At 65.5% G+C, this 21,445-nt stretch carries 24 protein-coding genes; 13 read left to right on the top strand and 11 right to left on the bottom strand.

From position 1 onward, the window contains the following. On the bottom strand, window positions 1-1,325 hold a 1,325-nt coding region (locus tag N539_RS18845), incomplete at its 3' end, for a hypothetical protein (protein ID WP_037552755.1). A 282-nt stretch (window positions 1,326-1,607) separates the two neighbouring features. On the opposite strand from N539_RS18845, the gene N539_RS0111425 reads away from it, so the two are divergent. Next, on the top strand, window positions 1,608-3,095 hold the full coding sequence (locus N539_RS0111425; RefSeq protein ID WP_028970364.1) for a retroviral-like aspartic protease family protein: 1,488 nt from the start codon (window positions 1,608-1,610) through the stop codon (window positions 3,093-3,095). A gap of 25 nt (window positions 3,096-3,120) precedes the next feature. Here the strand turns inward: N539_RS0111425 and N539_RS0111420 are convergent, their stop codons facing one another. Beyond that, window positions 3,121-3,882 (bottom strand): competence/damage-inducible protein A, encoded by a 762-nt coding sequence (locus N539_RS0111420; RefSeq protein WP_028970363.1) that lies wholly within the window; start codon window positions 3,880-3,882, stop codon window positions 3,121-3,123. A gap of 130 nt (window positions 3,883-4,012) precedes the next feature. Between N539_RS0111420 and map the strand changes: the two genes are divergently transcribed. Genes map through nagA form a run of 3 tightly spaced genes read left to right on the top strand, consistent with a single transcriptional unit; the run spans window position 4,013 to window position 7,011 of the window. Next, window positions 4,013-4,843, top strand: coding sequence for a type I methionyl aminopeptidase (gene map / locus N539_RS0111415; protein WP_028970362.1), 831 nt, complete (start codon window positions 4,013-4,015; stop codon window positions 4,841-4,843). After that, on the top strand, window positions 4,843-5,886 hold the full coding sequence (locus N539_RS0111410; RefSeq protein WP_028970361.1) for an SIS domain-containing protein: 1,044 nt from the start codon (window positions 4,843-4,845) through the stop codon (window positions 5,884-5,886). The genes map and N539_RS0111410 overlap by 1 nt, the downstream gene beginning before the upstream one ends. Continuing rightward, window positions 5,887-7,011, top strand: a complete 1,125-nt coding sequence (nagA, locus tag N539_RS0111405; protein WP_028970360.1) for an N-acetylglucosamine-6-phosphate deacetylase — start codon at window positions 5,887-5,889, stop codon at window positions 7,009-7,011. A 6-nt stretch (window positions 7,012-7,017) separates the two neighbouring features. Here the strand turns inward: nagA and N539_RS0111400 are convergent, their stop codons facing one another. Further along, complete coding sequence (locus N539_RS0111400) at window positions 7,018-7,881, bottom strand: BadF/BadG/BcrA/BcrD ATPase family protein (RefSeq protein WP_028970359.1); 864 nt, start codon at window positions 7,879-7,881, stop codon at window positions 7,018-7,020. 64 nt (window positions 7,882-7,945) lie between these two features. Here N539_RS0111400 and N539_RS0111395 point away from each other — a divergent pair, with 64 nt between their 5' ends. After that, window positions 7,946-8,815 (top strand): N-acetylmuramic acid 6-phosphate etherase, encoded by an 870-nt coding sequence (locus N539_RS0111395; protein WP_028970358.1) that lies wholly within the window; start codon window positions 7,946-7,948, stop codon window positions 8,813-8,815. Here the strand turns inward: N539_RS0111395 and N539_RS0111390 are convergent. Beyond that, window positions 8,801-9,466, bottom strand: coding sequence for an alpha/beta hydrolase family protein (locus tag N539_RS0111390; protein WP_037552754.1), 666 nt, complete (start codon window positions 9,464-9,466; stop codon window positions 8,801-8,803). The two genes, N539_RS0111395 and N539_RS0111390, sit on opposite strands and share 15 nt — an antisense overlap. A gap of 5 nt (window positions 9,467-9,471) precedes the next feature. Further along, entirely contained in the window at window positions 9,472-10,203 is a 732-nt protein-coding gene (locus N539_RS0111385; protein WP_028970356.1) for a phosphocholine cytidylyltransferase family protein, read from the bottom strand. 77 nt (window positions 10,204-10,280) lie between these two features. Between N539_RS0111385 and N539_RS0111380 the strand changes: the two genes are divergently transcribed. Genes N539_RS0111380 through N539_RS0111365 form a run of 4 tightly spaced genes read left to right on the top strand, consistent with a single transcriptional unit; the run spans window position 10,281 to window position 12,275 of the window. Then, entirely contained in the window at window positions 10,281-10,619 is a 339-nt protein-coding gene (locus N539_RS0111380; RefSeq protein ID WP_028970355.1) for a P-II family nitrogen regulator, read from the top strand. Window positions 10,620-10,631: 12 nt separating this feature from the next. Further along, window positions 10,632-10,841, top strand: a complete 210-nt coding sequence (locus tag N539_RS0111375; protein WP_037552753.1) for a helix-turn-helix domain-containing protein — start codon at window positions 10,632-10,634, stop codon at window positions 10,839-10,841. Window positions 10,842-10,848: 7 nt separating this feature from the next. Next, window positions 10,849-11,691 carry an oxygen-dependent coproporphyrinogen oxidase gene (gene hemF / locus N539_RS0111370; protein WP_028970353.1) on the top strand — a complete coding sequence of 281 codons (843 nt, stop codon included), beginning with the start codon at window positions 10,849-10,851 and terminating at the stop codon, window positions 11,689-11,691. Continuing rightward, a complete protein-coding gene (locus N539_RS0111365) occupies window positions 11,688-12,275 on the top strand; it encodes a GNAT family N-acetyltransferase (RefSeq protein ID WP_028970352.1) in 588 nt (195 codons plus the stop codon). Before hemF ends, N539_RS0111365 begins: the two co-directional genes overlap by 4 nt. Here N539_RS0111365 and N539_RS0111360 read toward each other — a convergent pair. Next, window positions 12,245-13,066, bottom strand: a complete 822-nt coding sequence (locus tag N539_RS0111360; RefSeq protein WP_028970351.1) for a hypothetical protein — start codon at window positions 13,064-13,066, stop codon at window positions 12,245-12,247. The genes N539_RS0111365 and N539_RS0111360 overlap by 31 nt on opposite strands. An 85-nt stretch (window positions 13,067-13,151) precedes the next feature. Between N539_RS0111360 and lipB the strand changes: the two genes are divergently transcribed. From lipB to N539_RS0111345, 3 genes are all read left to right on the top strand, one after another. After that, entirely contained in the window at window positions 13,152-13,814 is a 663-nt protein-coding gene (gene lipB, locus N539_RS0111355) for a lipoyl(octanoyl) transferase LipB (protein WP_081774331.1), read from the top strand. An 83-nt stretch (window positions 13,815-13,897) separates the two neighbouring features. Then, window positions 13,898-14,134, top strand: a complete 237-nt coding sequence (locus N539_RS16815; protein WP_037552752.1) for a hypothetical protein — start codon at window positions 13,898-13,900, stop codon at window positions 14,132-14,134. A gap of 99 nt (window positions 14,135-14,233) precedes the next feature. Further along, window positions 14,234-14,578 carry a hypothetical protein gene (locus N539_RS0111345; protein WP_156029908.1) on the top strand — a complete coding sequence of 115 codons (345 nt, stop codon included), beginning with the start codon at window positions 14,234-14,236 and terminating at the stop codon, window positions 14,576-14,578. Between the two features lie 4 nt (window positions 14,579-14,582). Here N539_RS0111345 and queE read toward each other — a convergent pair whose 3' ends face one another. From queE to N539_RS0111320, 5 genes are all read right to left on the bottom strand, one after another. Then, window positions 14,583-15,212 (bottom strand): 7-carboxy-7-deazaguanine synthase, encoded by a 630-nt coding sequence (queE, locus tag N539_RS0111340; protein ID WP_028970348.1) that lies wholly within the window; start codon window positions 15,210-15,212, stop codon window positions 14,583-14,585. Then, entirely contained in the window at window positions 15,209-15,874 is a 666-nt protein-coding gene (queC, locus tag N539_RS0111335) for a 7-cyano-7-deazaguanine synthase QueC (protein ID WP_028970347.1), read from the bottom strand. Before queC ends, queE begins: the two co-directional genes overlap by 4 nt. 154 nt (window positions 15,875-16,028) lie before the next feature. Next, window positions 16,029-16,448, bottom strand: coding sequence for a DUF3617 domain-containing protein (locus N539_RS16810; protein WP_051531858.1), 420 nt, complete (start codon window positions 16,446-16,448; stop codon window positions 16,029-16,031). A gap of 39 nt (window positions 16,449-16,487) precedes the next feature. After that, window positions 16,488-17,396 carry an Hsp33 family molecular chaperone HslO gene (gene hslO / locus N539_RS0111325; protein WP_028970346.1) on the bottom strand — a complete coding sequence of 303 codons (909 nt, stop codon included), beginning with the start codon at window positions 17,394-17,396 and terminating at the stop codon, window positions 16,488-16,490. Between the two features lie 48 nt (window positions 17,397-17,444). Beyond that, entirely contained in the window at window positions 17,445-19,403 is a 1,959-nt protein-coding gene (locus N539_RS0111320) for a calcium-binding protein (protein ID WP_028970345.1), read from the bottom strand. A gap of 92 nt (window positions 19,404-19,495) precedes the next feature. Between N539_RS0111320 and N539_RS17900 the strand changes: the two genes are divergently transcribed. After that, window positions 19,496-21,442: a tetratricopeptide repeat protein gene (locus N539_RS17900; RefSeq protein ID WP_051531760.1), complete on the top strand. Its 1,947-nt coding sequence runs from the start codon at window positions 19,496-19,498 to the stop codon at window positions 21,440-21,442. The last annotated feature ends 3 nt before the right edge of the window (window positions 21,443-21,445 follow it).

Below are 21,445 nucleotides of genomic sequence, written 5' to 3'. Positions count from 1 at the left end.
TTGTCGATGAAGATGGTGACGCCGCCAAGGCCGACGTCGCCGTTGGTCGCGCCGTCGCCGTTGGCGTCGGTGTATTTCGTCCCCGAGATGCTGAACGTCTCGAAGTTGCCGAAATTCATTTGCTCCGTCACGCCGAAGTGCCCGGAGATATTGGTCGAGCCGGTAAGGTTCAGATCATTCCCGGAGAAGGTGAAAGTCGTGGTGCTGTTGGCGGTGGCGTCGCCGTCGTACGTGTTGACGAAACCGGTCTGTCCGTGTTCGGTCAGTGTGATCGTGTAGGTTTCGTTCTTGTCGGTGCTTGCCGGGACAAAGATCGAGTAGAAGCCGGCGGGATCGATAATTCCGTCACCGTTGACGTCCGTGGTACCGTCCGACGTGACGACCGAGCCCGTCAGCGTGACGGTCTGTTTGTGCGCACCCTTCCCGGAGACATAGGTGATCGTATAATCGATCGTCCATCCGGCGAGCCCGGTTTCACCGGCGTTCCACAGGCCGTCTCCGTTCGTATCCCCGAACTTGAAGCCGCTGATGACCCCGCCGGTCTGCTTCGAAACTGACCATTCTTCAAAACCGTCGTTCGCGGTGTAAGTGCCGTAGATGGCGCTAGCCACGTCGCCCGTGTCGCTCCCGTTGTCGGCAAGAGCCGTGTTGGCGGGATCGTCGAGCGCCGTAAGCCCGTCGGTACCATCCAGGTTATCGGCGGCGCCGAACTCCGAGTAGAGCGTGACATAGGTGACATCAGGATCGGCCCCACCGAAGTTGCTCACCGGCACATAAAAGAACATGTCCGAGCTGCCGCTGCCGGACGAGAGGCCGGCATCGAGCAGGACACTGTGATTGCCGCCGGCATCCATGTCGTAGACGAGGGAGGCATTGGCGGTGAACCAGGCGCCGCCGACCGTCCCTTGCGCCTGTCCGGCCGAAACGTCGCTCGAGTAGAGCTTTATTTCATCGAGGGAGAGCAGCGACGAGCTGTTGAGCTGATTGATATCGAGGCGGAATTCGTAATAGTTGACCCCGTCAATCTGAACGATTGGCACTGAGTTCAGGACGATCGATGTCGTAAAATTGGGTGACGTGTTTTCCTCGTAGGACAACGGCCGGAACGAGGTATTGTATCCGTTCTCGTGGCCGTCGCCGCCGCCGGGGTCCTGAACGCGAACGATGGCCTGGATCAGCCCGGTGCCCGACGAACCGTCCGGCTTGTTCTGAAAGAACAGCGCGTCGTTGATTTCCGCGCTGTCGCCAGTCGCCTTGGTCAGATCGTAATACGTCGTGCCGTTGGTGCTGCTGTAGGATGATTGTCCGGTCGCCGTGCCAGCCATGCCCCATACTCCCCTCGGTAACGCCAGGCGCATCAACCGCATCCGATCGGACCCGGTATCGCCCACCCAAAGGCACGGTGACGACGCAGACTGGCTGCCCGCTCACCTGTGGGTGGAACGGTGGACTAGCGTGTGAATATTTCGACTCGTAACCGCACACCTGTAGACCTGGGTTAAGAAAAAATTAACGTTACCGAAAGTTAATGTCGTGGATTTTCAGCGATTTGCCTTCGGCAACGGCCCATTTCCGATCCAACTCAAACCGAGATAAGAGTCGACTTCGTGGCTCGCCTCACCATCATCGCGCTTTCGCTCGGTTGTGCGCTGTTCGCGTCTTCGCCTGCCGCGGCCGCTCCAGTGGCTCTCGTCCTGACCGGCACGACCACCGAAGGCGGGGTGCCAAACCACTTCGCCGAAACGATCGATCTCGCGACTGGGCATAGTAAGCGAACTCAGCAAATGGGAGGGTCGCAATCGCAGTCCGGCTTCGACGGGCAATTGTGGGAGCAATCCAACGGGATCGTGACGGTTTCCAATCTCCCGTCCGCGACGGCGCGAAGCGCGACGTCGGCCTGGGTCGGCCGACAGGGGTGGCGCGAGCGGCGGATGCCGCGTGCGGGGTCCGCGCGCCGAATCGTGCCGCCGGGAGGGAACCCGGTCGCCCTCGATTTTGACACTGCCACCGGACTGCCGCGGACGGCGACGATCGACGGCGATTGGGGCCCGATCGTCGTGACGTTCACCGATTGGCGCAAGGTCGGGCCCTTTACCTATCCGTTCCGCCGCGAAGAAGTCTCGTCGGTGGGCGAGCACACCATCGTTCAACTTGAAACGGCGAAACTCGTTGATTCGCTGCCGAAGGCGGGCCTTTCGCGCCCGTCGTGGAAGTCCCATGCCGAATCGCTCCCACCGGGCGGAACGGCAATTCCCTTCGCGGCGATCGGGGCGAAGAAGTCTCACATTCTCGTCGAGAGCAGGATCAACGGGAGACCTGCCACTTTGGTCTTCGACACCGGGGCCGCAAACTATCTGACGACCGAAGCTGCGCCGGCGTTCGGAATCGAGGTGACCGGCGGCGTGAATCTGAGTGGCGTCGGCGAAGCGAGCTCGGCGGGCGGATATGCGACCGTCGACCGCATTGCGCTCGGCGCCGCGGTCTTGCGCAACGAAACCCTGGTCGTCGGTCCCTCGCCCTTTCCCCCGTCGAACGGAACTTCGGCGACCGCCGCCGGCTTCACCGGCTTCGAGTTCTTTGCCGAATATGTGACGACGATCGACTATCCCGCGCAGAAAATCCGATTTGCCTCGACCCTTCCGAAGGCGGCCAAGGGCCTTCGTGTTCCCTTCTACAATGACGGCTCGCACATCTATGTCCGGGCAAAGATTGACGGGGTTGACGGAATGTTCGGGCTGGACACCGGCGACGGTGGGACCGTCATCATCTTCCCGGCCTTTGCTGCACGCTTCGCGATTCACGGAGCGGCGGGGAACGCCGCTACCAGTGGCGGCGGCGTCGGCGGGTCAGTCAAAGCGCAGCCAGGTGTGCTCGATCGCTTTTCCATGGGTGGACTGAACTTCGATCGGCTGCCGGTTCGGTTCAGCCAAAACAAGGGCGGCGCATTTGCGTCGAAGAGCCTCGCTGGGAATCTCGGCGGAGGCATCCTGCAGTGCTTCCGCATCACGATCGACTTCCCCGCCCATCTTCTCGTGCTTGACCCGGTCCCGGACTCGCCGCGATGCGCCCCGGGTGGGAAGGTCAGCCGCGCCTGACCTATTGGGCTGGCGCAATGCGAGCTCAGATCCCGCCCCTCACGGGCTCGAAGCCCGCCTCGGCCAGCCGCCGCGCCAGCTCCTCGGCGGTCGACCGCGCCAGACCGCCATCGTCCGAGCGGACCACGAAGTTCGCGCCATATTGGCCGTCCTTGAAGAACGGATAGCTGCCGATGGCGACGCCCGGATGCGCCTGCTCGGTCTCGCGCAGCAATTCGGCGACCTCGCTTTCGGGAGCGCGCGCGCCGACCGTCACCGAGACCACCGGCCGTCCCCCTTCCAGCGTCCCGGTCAGCGCATCTATCATGCTCGCCGCGATGTGCGGCACGCCGGCGAGGATATAGACGTTGCCGATCCTCACCCCCGGCGCGCCCGAGCTCGGATTCGCGATCAGCTCGGCGCCTTCGGGCACCCGCGCCATCCTCAGCCGCGCTTCGTTCAGCCCGCCCGGCCGGTCGCGATAATAATCCTCGAGGATCGCCCGCGCTTCCGGGTGGACGATGACCGGCACCTCGAACGCCGCGGCGATCGCATCGACCGTGATGTCGTCGTGGGTCGGGCCGATCCCGCCGGTGGTGAACAGATAATCGTGGCTCGCGCGCAATTCATTGACCGCCTCGACGATCCGCTCCGTGACGTCGGGGACGATGCGCACTTCCGCCAGCCTTATGCCCTGCACGTTGAGCCAGGTCGCAAGCTGAGCGACATTCTTGTCCTGAGTCCGCCCCGACAGGATCTCGTCGCCGATCACCGCCAGCGCCGCGGTCCAGACTCGTTCTTCGCTCATCCAAACTCCGTTCGTCCCGAGCTTGTCGAGGAACTGCCCTTACTGGCCGCGCCTGAGGAAAAGAACAGTCCTTCGACTTGGCTCAGGACGAGCGGTTGGGTTCGGGCCGCTCCCGGCCTATATTCGGCCGATGACTCAATATATCACCGTCACCGACGACGACCGCGTCGAAGCCCGCAACGGCGTGATCAAGCTCCACGGGCCCGACGGCTTCGCCGGCATGCGCAAGGCCGGGCGCCTCGCCGCCGACATCCTCGACGCGCTGGTGCCGCATGTCGTGCCCGGCGTGTCGACCCAGGACCTCGACGACATCGTCTATCAGATGACGGTCGAGGCGGGAGCGATCCCCGCGACCCTCGGCTATCGCGGCTACACCAAGAGCTGCTGCATCTCGATCAACCACGTCGTCTGCCACGGCATCCCCGGGGACAAGACGCTGAAGGACGGCGACATCGTCAATATCGACGTGACGCCGATCGTCGGCGGCTGGCACGGCGACACCAGCCGCATGTACCTCGTCGGCGACGTGCCCTTGAAGGCGAAGAAGCTGATCGACGTCACCTACGAATGCCTGATGCTCGGCCTCGAGCAGGCGCGGCCCGGCAACCATCTCGGCGATATCGCCAATGCCATCCAGCGCCACGCCGAAGGCCAGCGCTACAGCGTCGTCCGCGACTTCTGCGGGCATGGCGTCGGGCGCCTGTTCCACGACAGCCCCGAGGTGATCCACGCCGGCCGCCCGGGTTCAGGCCCCGAGCTCAAGCCCGGCATGATCTTCACCGTCGAGCCGATGATCAACATCGGCCGCCCGGACGTGAAGGTGCTCGAGGACGGCTGGACCGCGGTCACCCGCGACCGCTCGCTGTCGGCCCAGTTCGAGCATTCGATCGGCATCACCGAAGACGGCTGCGAGGTCTTCACCAAAAGCCCGAAAGGCCTCGACAAGCCGCCTTACGCTTGATGCCCGGCGGCGCCCGCCCACCGAGCCGGATGGAGGCGGAGGCCGAAGAGGCGGCGCTCGTCGCGGACCGTCAATTGCGCGAATATCCGCCGCTTCTCGCCGACATCGGCGCAAGGCTGCGGCAGCTGGACCCGCAACTCGTCATGACCTGCGCCCGCGGCAGCTCCGATCATGCCGCGACCTATGCGAAGCATCTGATCGAGATCGAAACCGCCACTCCATCGGCCTCCCATTCCCCGTCGGTCTCGTCGATCTTCGGCGTAAAGTGGCGCAGCCTCGACCGCGTCCTGTTTCTCGCCGTATCCCAGTCGGGCCAAAGCCCCGATCTGGTGCTGTCGGCGAAAGCGGCGCGGGAAGCCGGAGCGCTGGTCGTGAGCATCGTCAATGCCGAGTCGTCGCCCCTCGCGGCGGAAAGCTGGGCGACCCTGCCGATCCTTGCCGGCACCGAGCACAGCGTCGCCGCGACCAAGTCCTACATCGGCTCGTTATTGGCCGTCGCCGCTCTCGTCGCCGAGTGGACCGGCAGCTGTCCGCTTCAAGAGGCGGTGCGGTCATCGCCGCAGGCTCTTCGGGGGGCGTGGAGCCTCGACTGGAGCGCGGCCGCCGACGCGCTGCTCGACGTCCGCGACATGTATGTGATCGGGCGCGGGTCGACGCTGGGGATCGCTCAGGAGACCGCGCTCAAGTTCAAGGAAACCTGCGGTATCCATGCCGAGGCGGTCAGCGCGGCCGAAGTCCGGCACGGGCCGATGGCGATCATCGGCGCAGGCTTTCCGGTTCTGGTTCTGGTCCCGAACGACGCCTCTCGCGCCTCGGTAAAGGCGATCGCGGCCGACCTGGTCGCGCGTGGGGCGCAGGTCCTCGCCGCCGGCTCCCATGTCGAGGGCGCGATCAATCTCCCGACCGTCCCCGATTTGCATCCGGCGCTCGCACCGGCGGCGTGCATGATGAGTGTCTACAAGATGATCGCGGCGCTCAGCGTTGCCCGCGGCCTCGATCCCGACGCCCCGCCCTATCTGCGGAAGGTCACGGAGACCCGCTGAATGATCGCTTTGTGCCCCTCGCGCATCCTCACGCCGGTCGGGTTCGAGACCGAGCGCTGCCTGTTGATCGAGGATGGGCGCATCGTCGATGTGGTGCCGGAGTGCCCGCCGAACGTCTCCCGCGAGAACTTGGAAGGCGAACTCGTCCCCGGGTTCATCGACCTCCAGGTCAACGGCGGGGGCGGCGTGCTCTTCAACGACCAGCCCACCATCGAAGGCATCGAGGCGATCGGCCGCTCCCACCGCGCGTTTGGGACAACCGGTTTCCTGCCGACGCTCATCACCACCGACCTTGAGGTGCTGGACCGGGCCATGCGCGCCGTTGAAGGCGCCATCGCCAGGGGCGTGCCGGGCGTCCTTGGAATTCACATCGAGGGCCCGTTCATCAATTCCGAAAAGCGCGGCATCCATGATTCCACCAAGATCCGGCAGATCGACGACACCGCGGTCGAGCTGCTCGCTTCGCTCAGCAACGGCGTGACTCTGGTCACGCTGGCGCCCGAGCTCGCTCCGGCCGGCGTCATCGCCGCGCTCGCCGCACGCGGGGTCGTCGTCGCCGCCGGACACACGGCAGCTTCGTACGAGCAAACGCGCCAGGCGCTTGACGACGGGGTGACCGGCTTCACGCATTTGTTCAACGCGATGAGCCAGCTGATCGCACGCGCCCCCGGCGCGGTCGGTGCTGCGCTCGACAGCGACGCCTGGTGCAGCCTCATCATCGATGGCTTCCACGTCCATCCGGCGTCGCTGCGAATTGCGCTGGCGGCAAAAGGGTCTGACCAGCTCGTCCTCGTCACCGATGCGATGGCCACCGTCGGCTCCGCAGAAACCACGTTCATGCTCGGCGATCGGCCGATCCACGTCGATGATGGGCGCCTCGCCGCCGACGACGGGACTCTCGCCGGCTCGAACCTCGATATGGCCACCGCCGTCGTCAACGCGGCAGAGGCGCTTCAAGTCGATTTGGCGACAGCGATCAGGATGGCCAGCCTCAATCCCGCTCGAGCCGTCGGCCTTGAGCAGACAACTGGAGCGATCAGTCCCGGTCTCAGGGCCGATTTGGCGCTTCTGAACCCCGATGGACGGGTCGCGCGAACCTGGATTTCGGGAATCGCCAGCGACTGATGCGGCTCAAGGATCGCGCGAGTGGGCCAGCAGCAATGCGCCATCGAGGCCGTTGCCGAGCGGTTCGCGGAGGCGCTTGCGAAGGCCGGCCGCGAGCCAGTCGTAGAGAACTTCGGAAACGCCCCCCATCAGGCAGCAATGGGGCGCTCCGCGTTCGAACAGGACTCGAATGAGCCGGTCGACGCCTCGCGCGGCTTCTTGGACGATCGGTTCGGCGACCGCGTCGCCCCGGCTCGCATGCTCCATCACGAGTGGAGAAAAGACCGCGTAATCGGTCGCCGTGGCGCTATCCATCCAGGTCACGATTTCGCCGGCGGAATCGGAGAATCGTTCGAGAATCTCGCGGGTCATCGCACTGTGGGCAATGCGGCGGTCGCGTGCCCACAGGCTCTGCTGGATGGCGCGCAGGCCGAGGTCCGCACCGCTGCCCTCGTCGGAAATGGGAAAGCCGTACCCTCCGACGATGACGGTCTCGCCGGCAACCCGGGCAAAACCGATGCTTCCGGTGCCGACGATGACGATTCCGCCGTCGCCGCCGGCGTGGGCGCCCAGGCAGGCGATCGCGGCGTCGCTCGCAAACGCAATCGAAGCGAATGGGAAGTGGTGCGCCTGCAGGGCCTCGAGAGCGCCGCGCCGGTTGAGGCCGGCAATGCCAAGACCCGCCCGGATCGAGCCGACCTCCGCCTCCGACAAGCCGGCCGCTTCGATCGCGTGAGCGCAGGCGCTCTCGACCTCGCGCAGCGCGTTGTCGAAACCGATCCGGGTATTTGCCGGCCCGGCTTCGCCGGTGCCGAGCGTTTCGCCGCTGCCGGACACCAGTCGCGCCGTCGTCCGCGTGCCTCCGGCGTCGATTCCAAGGTAGAAGCCCATTCCAGCCTGTCGCTATAGCCGGAACGGCAGTCGATCAACCGAGCCCGCAAGATAGGAGAGCGCGTTGCCAACGAAGCCGCTTGATCTCTGGCCGACGACCGATGTCGTCCGCGCGATGTTCGACGGCCAGCTTGCGGCGGCCGCCTCAGTTAAGTCCCAGATCGAGCCCATCGCGGGAGCCGCCGAAGAAGCCGCCGAACGGCTGCAGCACCCTGCCGGGCGTCTGGTCTATGTCGGCGCGGGCACCTCCGGCCGCCTCGCCGTTCTCGACGGCGCGGAGCTCACGCCGACCTTCGGCTGGAGCCCGGACCGGATCGTCTACGGCATCGCCGGGGGCCTGGCCGCGCTCAGCCGGAGCATCGAGAATGCCGAGGACGACGAGGACAGCGGGCGCGAGCTGGCAAGGTCGGCGGCGCTCAATGCCAACGATGTCGTGATTGGCGTATCGGCCAGCGGCACCACGCCCTTCACGGTCGCCGCCGTTAGCGAGGCGTCCACGCTCGGCGCGCTCACCATTGCGCTGGCCAGCAATGCCGGAACTCCGCTGCTCGTTGCGGCCAGCCATCCGATTCTCCTCGACACCGGCGACGAGCTGCTGTCGGGCTCGACGCGGATGAAGGCGGGAACGGCCCAGAAGATCGTTCTCGGCATGCTGTCGACCGCGATCATGCTGCGGCTCGGCCGCGTCCATGACCGCTTGATGGTCGACATGCGGGTCTCCAACCGAAAGCTGCGCACCCGCGCCATCGGCATCGTCGCGCAAATCAGCGGCGCCGACCCGCGCGCCGCCGAGGCCGCCCTCGAGCTCACCGAGAACAACATCAAGCTGGCGACGCTCGTCGCGATGGGAATGACCGTCGAGCAGGGCGCCAGGATGCTGGCGGACACCGGGAATAATCTCAGGGCAGCGATAACGCGCCTAGGCCAGGCCTAGCATCCACTCGGCCATGGCATCGAGCGCTTCGGCCTGCGCCGCGTCGTTGGTTCGCCCGCTGCTGACCAGCACCCGCAGCCCGTGATCGCCGCCCTCGACGGTGTGAAGCGTCGCCCGCTCGCCGAGGCCCGCGACCAGCGGCTGCAGCAAATGCATCTCCGCGAGAGCATCGCGCGAGCCGGACACGAACAGCATCGGGATTTCGATCCGCTCGAGATGATCGGCGCGCTCGTTTCCCGGCTTGCCGGCGGGATGCAGCGGAAAGCCCAGGAACACGAGCCCGCGCACGCCCGGCAGCGGTGAGATCGACTGCGCCTGCGAGGTCATCCGCCCGCCATACGACCGCCCCCCGGCGAACCGCGGCAGTTCGGGCGCGAGCTCCGCGGCCTTGGCGACCGCCGCCCGCACCGTGGCATGGGCGATCCCCGGCGGGTCGGGGCGGCCCCCCCCTTTCTCCATGTACGGAAACTGGAAGCGCAGCGTCGCGACCCCACGGTCGGCGAGCCCTTGCGCGTTGGACGCCATGCTCGGGTGGTTCATGCCGACGCCCGCGCCATGCGCGAATACGTACAGTGCTTTCGCCTCGGCCGGCCGCAGCAGCAGCGCCGAAACCTGGCCCCCAACGACCGGAATCGCGAGCCGCGTCTCCATCGGCGCTAGGCCGCGTCCCACCGCGCGGTGAGTTGGCGCGCAGCCTCGACGTCGGGCGGGAAATCGACCTCGCCCCATTCCTCGCCGTGGATGTCGAGCGTCCACACGTCGCTCGATTGCGCGATGTGGTTGATGACTCGGAGGTACCAAATGGTCGTGCCCTCGGGTGTGCGCATCGCCTGCTCGATCGCCTCGCGGAACTGCTCGGCGCCGCCCGCGCGGAATGCGAGCAGCCCGATCGACTCGGCGTTGACGCCCTCGCTGATCCTTTTGCCGATGACCTTCAGCCGCCCGTCATCCTCGACCACCTTCATGTCGTCGTCGTCATAGCCGTCCGCCTTGCGATCGATGGTCACGCAAATGCCGCTGCGGTCGTTGCCGACGGCCCTCGCCATCAGCGCGCTCGAGACCAACGTATCGCCGTTCCACACCAGGCAATCGCCGCTCAATTCCTCGCGCGCCATGAACAACGAGCCGGTGTTGTCGGCGACCTTGTAGAAGGGGTTGAACACGGTGCGCACGCTTGGCCCCCCGCTACGCCGTGCGATCGCCTCGTCGACCAGCTCGTCGTGGAAGCCGGTCACCACCACCGCCTCGTGCACGCCATTGGCCTCGAGCGTGTCGAGCTGGCGGTCGAGCAGGGTCCGCCCGTTGAAGTCGATCAGGCACTTGGGCCGGCCGTCGACGAGATGGCCGAGGCGCGAGCCCTGGCCGGCGGAAAGAATGATGGCTTTCATTTCGCGTGTCGACTGCCTTCCCAATGCGGCGACGATTGGGCATTAGCAAATCGGCCAATCGCGTAAGGACTTCCCCGGTGAAGAAGATCGAGGCGATCATCAAGCCGTTCAAGCTCGACGACGTCAAGGACGCGCTCCACGACGTCGGCGTATCCGGCATCACCGTGACCGAAGTGAAGGGCTTCGGCCGCCAGAAGGGCCATACCGAGCTCTACCGCGGCGCCGAATATGTGATCGACTTCCTGCCCAAAGTGAAGGTTGAGGTGGTGGTCGAGGACAGCCTCGCCGACAATGTCGTCGAGGCGATCGAGAATGCCGCCCGCACCGGGCGCATCGGCGACGGCAAGATCTTCGTCATCGACGTCGACCAGGCGATCCGCATCCGCACCGGGGACCGCGGCCCGGATGCGATTTAGAGCCGCCACCTGATGCTCGACGAACGCCTGGCTTCCATGTCCCCCGATGAGCTGCGCGGAGCGATGCGCAGCCTCGGCTACCGCACCCAGAACGATCTCGCCCAGGCGATCGGCGTGTCGCGCTCGGCGGTCAGCCTGTGGCTCGAGGGCAAGGTCGGCGTGCCACGCCCCGTCGCCATGCTTCTGCGGATGCTCGTCGCGGCCCAGCGCCGCGTCTACTGACCCCTCGATGCTCGCACTCGACGACCAGCAGCAGGCGGCGCGCGACTGGTTCGAATCGCTCCGTGATCGGATCTGCGAGGTGTTCGAGCAGATCGAGCGCGAGGCGGGCAGCGACGCGGCGTTCGTCTACACGCCATGGGACCGCACGGACGCCGACGGCGAGCCCGGCGGCGGCGGCGTCCGCGGCCAGCTGACCGGCGCGGTGTTCGAGAAGGTCGGGGTCAACGTCTCCACCGTCGGCGGCCAATTCTCGCCCGAGTTCGCCAAGTCGATTCCGGGCGCCGAGGACGATCCGAGTTTCTTCGCCACCGGCATCAGCCTCGTCGCCCACATGGCCAACCCGCACGTCCCTGCCGTGCACATGAACACGCGCTTCCTGACCACGACCAAGCGCTGGTTCGGCGGCGGCGCCGATCTCAACCCTGCCATTCCCTATCAAGAAGACACCGAGGCGTTTCACGCCCGCCTGCGCGCCGCCTGCGCCGCCCACGACCCGACCTTCTACCCCCGCTTCTCGACGTGGGCCGAGGAGTATTTCTGGCTCCCCCATCGCGGCGTCCCGCGCGGCGTCGGCGGCATCTTCTACGACCATCTCGAAGGCCATTTCGACGCCCATTTCGCCTTCACCCGCGAGGTCGGCGAGGCGTTCCTCGACATCTTCCCGCAGCTGGTGCGCAAGCGGATGAACACGCCATTCACCGACGCCGACCGCGAGCGCCTCCTCGAGTTCCGCGGCCGTTACGTCGAGTTCAACCTGCTTTACGACCGCGGCACATTGTTCGGGCTCAAAACCGGCGGCAACATCGACGCCATCCTGATGAGCCTCCCCCCGCTGGCGAAGTGGAAATGAGCTACGAGCCTGTCGCCGACAACGAGCTCGCCGCCGTCGTCACTTATCTCGAAATGCGCGAGAAGCCCGCGCTCGAGATACCGACCTCGACCCTTCAGCTGCGCCGCCTCGGTGACCCGACGCCCGACCAGTATCGCGCATTGTTCCGCAAGGTCGGCGCGCCGTGGCTGTGGTTCTCGCGGCTCGTCATGGACGACGAGAAACTAAGCGCGATCATCCACGACCCGAACGTTGAGCTGTTCGAGGTCGCCGCTGTCGAAGCCGTCGTCGGAATGCTCGAGCTGGATTTCCGCGAACCGGGCCAATGCGAGCTTGCCTTCATCGGCCTGATGCCTGGGCTCGCCGGCCAGGGGCACGGCAAGTGGCTTCTGGCCGAGGCCGTGCGCCGCGGCTGGCGGGACGGCGTCACTCGGGTCCACGTCCACACCTGTTCGCTCGATCACCCGGCGGCGCTGTCAGCCTACCGCCGCGCCGGGTTCACGCCGTGCAACCGCGCGGTCGAGCGCTTTCCCGACCCGCGCCTGCGCGGCATTCTGCCCATGGATTGCGCGCCTCAGATCCCGCTGCTCGGCACGCTCGCCTGAACTCCGCCTCCACCTGCCAGCTGGACGTAGATCCGCGCCAGCATCACCGCGCTGACGACCGAAAAACTGGCTTGGATCAACGCCAGGACGAGCGAGCTCAGCAGCGCGGCGAGGCTCCCGGCGCTCGGCGGCCCGAACAGCGCCGCAACCACCGAACCGAACACGATCTGCCCCGCGACCAACACCAGCACGAGGCACAGCAGCACGGCGGTTACGAAGGCCAGCAAACGCCAATAATGGCCGCGGCCCAGGGCCCAGCTGCGCGCGATCAGGTGAAGTGAGCCGCCGTCCTCGATCGCGGCGACGGGGACGGCGAGCTGGATGATGGCGAAGGTCAGCAGGGTGACCAGCACTAGCAGCATCATCACGCCGAGCGGAGGCTCGTTGCCGCTTCCCGGCGCGACGATGAGCCCGAAGGCGGTGAGCAGGATCGCGATCAGCAAAAGCAAGACGAATAGCGCGACGATGACTATCAGCATCGTTCCAAGCAGGACCGGTACGCGGGCGAAGCCGCGGCGGACCGCCGCTCCGACGCTGGTGGACGGCCCGATCGCCAGCCGGTTGAGCGCGACTTGCGCGGCGAACCCGATGACCGTCGCGACGAGCAGGATCGCCCACACATAGCCGGGGGCTTCGGCCGGGCTGCGCGGCGCGAACAGCCCGCCCACGGTTTGCGGGAGCACGATCAGTGCGAGGGCGACGCTGCCCAGCAGCTTCCCGTCGCGGGCCAGGACCGCCTTGGTTTCCTCCCAGGCCTGCGAGATCGACAGTTTCGCCACGTCCGTCCCCATTCAATTGCCGCCGCCTTATGCGGAGCCTCTGGCGATCGCGCAACGCCACTTGCCCTCGTCCCGCCTCCGGACCATCTCGCTCGCCATGGACCTCCCTGCGGACATCGAATGGCGCATTTCCGACGCGCCTGTCCCCTACGCGGAGGCACTTGCATTCATGGAGGAGCGCGCCGCCGCGATCCGCTTGGGGGAAGCGCGCGAGTGCATCTGGCTGCTCGAGCACCCGCCGCTGTTCACCGCCGGGACCAGCGCCGATCCCGCCGAGCTCTTCAATCCTCGGGGCTTCCCGGTGTTCGATGCCGGGCGCGGCGGCCGCTACACCTATCACGGGCCCGGCCAGCGCATCGGCTATGTCATGCTCGACCTCGACAAGCGCGGAAAGGACATCCGCCGCTTCGTTCATTCGCTCGAACAGTGGATGATCGACGCCTTGGGGCAGCTTGGCGTAAATGCGCACCGCGCAGAGGGACGGATCGGCATCTGGGTCGGCGAGGGCGTGGACGAAGCCAAGATCGGCGCGCTCGGCGTCCGGGTGAAGCGCTGGGTGACCCTGCACGGCTTCGCCATTAATGTTGCGCCCGACCTTTCCCACTTCACCGGCATAGTGCCCTGCGGAATTGCCGATTTTGGGGTCACCAGCCTCGTTGAATTGGGGAAACAAATCCCTCTGGCGAGTGTTGATGCCGCCTTGAAGCGCAGTTTATGGTCTTTTCTCAAGGCTTTGGAACAACCGTGCAAAGTCTCTTGATGCAAGTGAGCGCTTCAGACTATTGTCCGCGCGATTTGCGAAGCGGGTGACCGCTGCAGATCGCAATAAATAGGGAGTCTTGAATGCGTGCTCTTATCCTGGTCGCTGGTGCGGCCCTGGCGGTTGCGGCTTGCAGCAGCAACGAATCCGCCAACAACACTATGAACGTCGACGAGAATCTCACGGCGACGGACATGAACGCGACTGACATGAACGCGACGGACATGAATGCGACCGACGCGAACCTCTCGATGAACGCGACGGACGTGAACGCGACCGACGCGAACGCGACCAACGCGGCGTCTAACAACGCGATGTAATTCGACGCCTCCGTTCGCGGAGGCGTTGGCATTTGAAGAGGCTGCCGGTTATCCCGGCAGCCTCTTTTTTTGGATCACGTGATTCTTCCGGAGACGATCATGCGCGCCATCGCCCTTGCTGCCGCTGCGGCCCTCGCTCTGAGCGCTTGCGGCAGGAACAACCAGACCGACGCCAATCAGGCCGGCGATGAAGGGCTGACGGCGGATAGCATCGTCTCCAACGACGTCACGGCGATCGACGCCGTCACCGGCGACGCCGCGAACATGGCCGCGGACGTCGACTATCAGGACTTCGGTAACAGCACTGGCGGCACGAGCGAATCGCGGCCAGGGACTGCTCCGTCGAGACCTTCCTCGACCTCGAACACGGCGAAATCGCGCCAGCCGGACGAACCCGCGGCGGCCGCACCGGTGGCCAACACCACGGAAAACGGCGCCGGCTAGCGCCTCAGGGCAGCCCGACGACCTTGTGCGCCTGCAGCGACAGGCGCCAGCGCGGCCGCTCCATCGCCAGCTGGATCGCCGCATCGAGGGCCGCCTGGCGCTCTTCGCAATCCATCGGCTGCACCAGGAAGTGCTCGAAGTCCCAGCGCTCGAGCGCGGCCGGGTCGATCCCGGCCTGCGGCCACACCAGCTTCAGCTCGTTGCCGCTCCGTTGCACCACCTCGGTGCCCCCCTTGGGGCTCACGCACAGCCAGTCGATGCCCGGCGTCGCGACGAGCGTGCCGTTACTTTCGGCGGCGATTCGGAATCCGCGCTCGTGGAGAGCCTCGACCAGCGCCGCGTCGAGCTGCAGCATCGGCTCGCCGCCGGTGATCACCACCAGCCGCCGCTCGGCGTCGCCCCAGATCGCGGCAGCATGGTCGGCAAGCTCCGCGGCCGTCGCGAACTTCCCCCCGCCGTCGCCGTCGGTGCCGACAAAATCGGTGTCGCAGAAGCTGCATTGCGCGGTCGCCCGGTCCTGCTCGCGGCCCGACCACAGATTGCATCCGGCAAAGCGCAGGAACACCGCGCGGCTGCCGCTTTGCGCTCCCTCGCCTTGCAGCGTGAGGAAGCATTCCTTGACCGCGTAGGTCATGCGTAAAGCGTCGGGTCAGCGAGGCCCGCGTCGGCGAAGCCCTTGGCGCGGAGGCGGCAGGCATCGCATTCGCCGCAGTGGGCGCCGTCGGGCCGCGGGTCGTAACAGCTATGGCTGAGGCCCGCGTCGAGCCCGAGCCGCTCCGCCTCCCGCGCGATGTCGGCCTTGGTCTTATGCTGCAGCGGCGCGTGGATCGTGAACGGCGCACCTTCGACCCCGGCCTTGGTGGCGAGCGTCGCCAGCCGCTGGAACTCCTCGATGAATTCGGGACGGCAGTCTGGATAGCCCGAATAATCGAGCGCGTTGACCCCGATGAAAATGTCGCGGGCGCCGCTGGCCTCGGCGAGGCCGAGTGCAAGGCTGAGGAAGATCGTGTTGCGCGCGGGCACGTAGGTGACCGGAATGCCTACACCCACACCATCCTTGGGCACGGCGATGTCGTCCGTAAGCGCAGATCCCCCGAACGCACGCAGGTCCAGCGGAAGGACGACATGGCGGTCGGCGAGCCTGGCGGCGATGCCGTGGGCCGCATTGAGCTCGATACGGTGCCGCTGGCCGTAGTCGATGGTCAGCGCGATGACGGAAAATCCGCCCTCCCGCGCAAGCCCCGCGCATACCATCGAATCCAGTCCGCCGGATAACAGGACGACCGCTTTTTTCATGCGCCGGGCGCTCTACGGCCTGATCACGAACAAAAGAAGGGCCGCCGTCCCGGGGACGAGCGGCCCTAGTTATCGGACGAACTCGCCCGATTGGGAGGAAAGCGTGCCAAATCCGGCACGCAAGTCCTTTACGATGCAATGGTTAAACGTCGCCTTAATGGCGTGCGGCGGTCTGCTGCGACGGACAGTCGCCGATCCGGCGCGCCTGGGCGACGTAGTGGAACGGCAAGCCGTCCGAAATGCCTTGGGTGTCGATCCTCAGCGAGCGCGGCGTGACCAGCCCGATCTCGCTCCGGCCGAACCCGCCGTCCGGGCAGCTGTATTCGATCGTCGTCACCGTCGCGGCGTCGCGAATCACCCGCCGCGTGCAGCTCTGCTTGCGATGCTCGAACTGGCCGAGCGCGAGCACCTCGCTGACGCATTGGCGAGCGGGCGTCTTCATGCCCGGGACGCCGCTCACTTCCCACAGACCGGGCATGGTCTGCGCGAGTGCGGCCGGCCGCGCGGCCGCGCCGAGCATCAGCGCTACAGCCGCTCCGGCGCCGATAACGGCCAGAATCTTCCCGAGTCTCATGAGCGACACTTTAACATACGGCCGTTAACGGAGCAGCCGTCAATCGACGGAAAATTCGTTGAGGCTCATCGAGAAGCTCGATGAGCAGAATTCGCAATCGACGCGGATCAGGCCGTCTTCGCCGACCATCGCTTCGCGTTCGTCGGGCGGGAAGCGCGCGATCACCGAGCGCACATAGCCCGGGTCGCAGCGGCAGCCGCGGGTCAGCTGCACGGCATTGAGCGTCCGCACCTCGTCCTCCTCGTGGAACAGGCGCCACAACAAATCGTCGAGGGGAAGCGCGGGATCGGTCAGCTCCTCGGCCTTCACCGAGCCGGCGAGGACCGCGACGTGCGGCCAATCGGGATGGTCGAGCCGCGTATGCAGCCGGTCGCGGCCCTCTTCCCCTTCCGGCAGATGCTGGAACAGCAGGCCGCCGGCGACCCACTGGCCGTCGCGCTTGTCGACCGCGAGGCGGACGAGGCTCGGGATTTGCTCGGATTGCGCGAAGAAATTCTGCGCCGCCTGGGCCAGGCTGTCGCCCTCCAGCGGGACGATGCCCTGGTAGCGCTCGTTCATCACCGGATGGTCGAAGGTGATCGCGAGATAGCCCTTGCCGAACAGCGCGAACAGCGACGGGTTCGGGCCCGCCTCGGCCAGCCGTTCGGGATCGTGGCGGATGTAGCCGCGCAGCTCGCCGCGGAGGTAATCGCAGACCATCAGGTCGACGATGCCGTTCTCGGTCTGCGCCTGGAGCGTGACCTGCCCTTCGGCTTCCTTGAGCAAGGAGCCGAACAGCGCGGTCAGGACCAGCGCCTCGGCCATCAGCCGCTCGATCACCGGCGGGTAGTTATGGCTGGAGAGCACGGCGTCGACCACGCCCGTCAGCCGCGCGATCCGCCCCCGCGCGTTACGCGCCGGGATCGCCACGCCGAGCGCGACGTCGGTATTGAGCTGAACTGACGGCATATCGAAAAGATAGGAACCCCCGCGCACAGGGGCAACCGGCTTCCAATTTCAGAAGATGAAATCACCTCCGGTCAGGCTCACGTGGCCCGAGAGCTGAATGACCATATCGGCCGTGCGATCGCCGTCGACGTCGAGGGAGATGCTGGTCGTGTCCGTGGCTTTGTCCCAGCTGGTGGTCAACTGCCCTGCCTGGCCGCTGAACTTGTTGACCAGTTTGAAGGCTTGGTCCCCGGCGGCCGTCGCATCGGCGTCGATGGCGGAAAGGTCGATCTTGTCTCCGTCCTTCTTGCCGGCGAAGTCTGTGATGCGGTCCGGTGTGAGGGGCGCGGAGTCGGATATGTTGGTCAACGTGAAGCGGTCCGCTCCGACGCCGCCGGTGAGCATATCGCCGCCGCCGCCGCCAATGAGCGTGTCGCCGCCGCCGCCGCCAATGAGCGTGTTCGCGGCCGAGTTGCCGGTGATGACGTTGGCCAGACCGTTGCCCGTGCCATTGATCGCCGCCGCACCAGTCAGCGTCAGATTCTCGACATTGTCCCCGAGCGTGTAGCTGAACGAGCTGCGCACGAGATCCGTGCCCTCGCCCAACTTTTCGATCACCTGATCGGTCCCGGCGTAGACGATGTAGGTATCGTCGCCGGTGCCGCCTTCGAGCACGTTATGGCTGAGGACATCCGCGCCCTCGAGCGAGAGTGTGACGTCGATATGCGCCTTGGCCCAGGGGTTGAAATCCTGAAAGATAACGACTTCCAAATAATAAGTGCCCGCGTGGGGGAAGACGATCGCATGTGCGGGATCTCCGTCCCACGCGACCTCGACGCCGTTCGCATCCTTGATGTGGAACTCAGCGACATCCGACAGCTCGTTATCAACTGTAAAATCGATGAACGCTTGGTCGCCCGCCTCGCCAACGGTGAAGGAATAGAAGCCGCCGGCTTTCGGCCGCGCTCCCCACAATTCGCTGACATTGGTTTCAACCGAGTCGATGTGAATGTTGACGCTCGGCAGATCTGATCCGGCAGAGAACAGGTGGTCCAGCGACACCGCATCGTCGTTCGAATGACCGCCCTCGCCGATTGTGGTGACGGACGAGGCTCCCGGCGCGCCGGCGTCGAGTGTGTCGTTGCCGCCGCCGCCGCTCAGATAATCGAAGCCGGCGCCGCCGAACAGCTGGTCGGCGTTGGCTGAGCCGGTGAGGAAGTCGGAAAACTGGCTGCCAGTGATGTTCAGCGCCTCGACGTTGACGACCTGGGGGCTTGCCAATGTTTGGGCGCCGGAGATCGACTGCGACTTGGTCGCCGCCGAATAGTCCAGCACCAACGTATCGAAGCCAGAGCCGCCGTCGACGGAGTAAACTCCGGCGCGATTCACGCCGCCTTCGATGTAGATGAACGCGGCATCGGAACCGGGATTCAGAATGTCGTTGCCGTCGTCGCCCCACAGGCGGTCGATTCCGTCGCCGCCGTTCAGCACGTCGTTGCCGGCGCCGCCATGGAGCGCGTCGCTACCCCCGCCGCCGTTCAGCGTGTCATCGCCACCAAGGCCATTGAGCGTTTCAGCAACGCCGGTGCCGTTCAGCGTTTCGCCGGAATTGGTCCCGTTCGTGACCAGAGCGTCGCTCCAGAAGAAGGTCTCCGTCCCTCCCGAGAGCCCGCCGAGACTCCAGGAATCGGCGCCCGAGACGCCCTGTTCGGTGAGTAGCACCTGGTCGTTGACCCGGGTCACGTGCTCCCACAGCGGGATGGTGGCAGGCGTAGCTATGGGAAAGCCGCCGAACGTCACATAGTCGGTGGGGAAGGTGGATAGATTGGAATAATGGCTCGGGTCGGCAATCCAGTCCTTCTGGGCCTGCGTCGGCGCACCGTAGGTGATCAGGCCTACGCCCCAGATCGTGTAAAGCCCGTCCTCGGTAGTGTAATAATCCTGCTCGGGCGGATCGGGCGGGTCCGCGGGCGGAATGAACGTGTACGTGGCCAGTAGGTTGATTTGTCCTGTCGGGATTCTTGGCATGGTTGCCCCCCTGCGACTCGTTAAGAACCGGTATCACTGTCAATGGTTTAACGCTACTTATGCGCCTCGAACGGCAGGGAGCGTCGGGGGCGATGCGGTACAGTGCGTTCATCAGCTACAATCATCGCGACCGCGACTGGGCGGTCTGGCTGCACCGGGCGCTGGAACGCTACAGCGTACCGAAGCGGCTGTGGGGCCGCCCGGCGTCGTGGGGGAAAATCGGCAATCGACTTCCGCCAGTCTTCCGCGACCGCGATGAGCTGGCGACCTCGTCCGATTTAGCCACGTCAGTCAAGGAAGCACTCGCCGAGTCGGCCTTCCTCATCGTTGTCTGCTCGCCCAATTCGGCGCGGTCGAAATGGGTCGACGAGGAGATCAAGACGTTTGTCGCCGCCGGGCGCGAAAAATTCATCCGGCTGATCATCGTGGCCGGGGAACCGCATTCGCGAGATCCGGAGCGCGAATGCCTGCCACCGGCGCTGGTGCGGGACGGCGCGCCGGAGCCGCTGGCAGCGGATGTGCGGAAGGAAGGCGACGGTAGGCAGGCGGCGAAGCTCAAGATTCTCGCTGGAATCCTCGGCGTCCCATACGATGAGTTACGCCAGCGCGAAGCCGCGCGCCGGCAGAAGCGCCTCGCGGCGATCGCGGTCGCAGCCTCGGTCGGATTCCTTGTAATGGCCGGCCTCACGATCTTCGCTTTCATCTCGCGTGCCGAGGCTGTTCAGCAACGCCAGCTCGCGGAAAAGCGGACGATCACGGCGGAACGGACGCTCGGCTTCGTGAAAGACATGTTCAAGCAGGCCGATCCCGAGGATGCGAGCGGTGCATCGATTACCGCGCGCGAAATCGTTGACCGTGGCGTGGCGAAGCTCGATTCCCCGGAGCTAAATCGCGAACCGATGGTCAAGGCCGAGCTCGGCGTGACCCTGGCCGACGTCTACGGCGCGCTCGGTCTTTACCGCCAGAGCGATGCGCTTGTCCGCCGCACTTTCGCCATCCGCCACGGCGAACCGGCCACGCTCGCCCGCCAACTGAATGCGCTTGGACAATCACAGGTTCGGTTGGCCGAATATGAAATGGCAGAGGGGACCTTCAGGAAAGCGTGGGCGCAGGCCGGCAACGCCAGCGCGTCCACCCGATCTCTGATCCTTGTCGGTCTTGGGCTAAGCTTGTCCAATCAGGAAAAGTATAGAGAAGCGGACCAGACCTTTAGACAGGCGCTTCGCATCGACCGCACGCGGGACGATCCCGTCTATGTCGCCTACGATCTCGAAGCGCTGGGGCAGAACCAATTCTACCAGGGCAATCTCGAGCAGGCTAAGCCGTTCATCCTCGAAGCGCTCAAACTCCGGCGCGACTCCCAAGGGGCGCTGAGCCCGGGTGTCGGCGACAATCTCAGCTTGCTCGGCCAGATCGCATACATGCGCCACGATCTACCAGCCGCCGAGCGCTATTTCGCTGGCAATCTCGCAATCGACCGGAAAGTCCTCGGGCCAGATCATCCGGATTCCGCAGCGACAATGAATAACCTCGCGCGTGTCCTGCTGGAGCAACGGCGGTATAAGGATGCAGCGCCGCTGCTCGAGCACGCCGTCGCGGTCGGCGAGCGGGAGCGCGGCGAGGGCAGCGCCAACATGGCCTTCCCTTATTCAAACCTCGCCATCGTCCGCAGCCACACCGGGAGGCTACGCGAGGCCGAGACGCTGTTCGGCAAGGCGATCGCCATTGCTCGCAAGAACAAGCATCCCAGCCTTGGCCCGACCCTCGCTGACTTCGCGCAGCTGATGTGTTCGACCGGCCGGACGGCCGAGGGACTCAAGCTTCTCGACGAGGCTGCGCCAGTCACGCGCGCCGACTATCCCGACCGTTCGTGGTCGGCCTGGGTCGACAATGTGAGAGGCGAATGCCTTATTCGCGCCGGACGAAAGCAGGAAGGGAAGGAAGCGATCGCGAAAAGCTCGCCGCTAATCTTGAAAACCTGGCCCGCGGGAACCTTGTTCGCCGTTGAAGCCCAACGCCGAGCAAATCTCGCAATGTAAGTG

The sequence above is a fragment of the Sphingomonas sp. URHD0057 genome (assembly GCF_000620665.1).
In the GTDB taxonomy this organism is placed as follows: domain Bacteria; phylum Pseudomonadota; class Alphaproteobacteria; order Sphingomonadales; family Sphingomonadaceae; genus Sphingomicrobium.
This window is presented reverse-complemented; position numbering and strand designations above follow the sequence as displayed.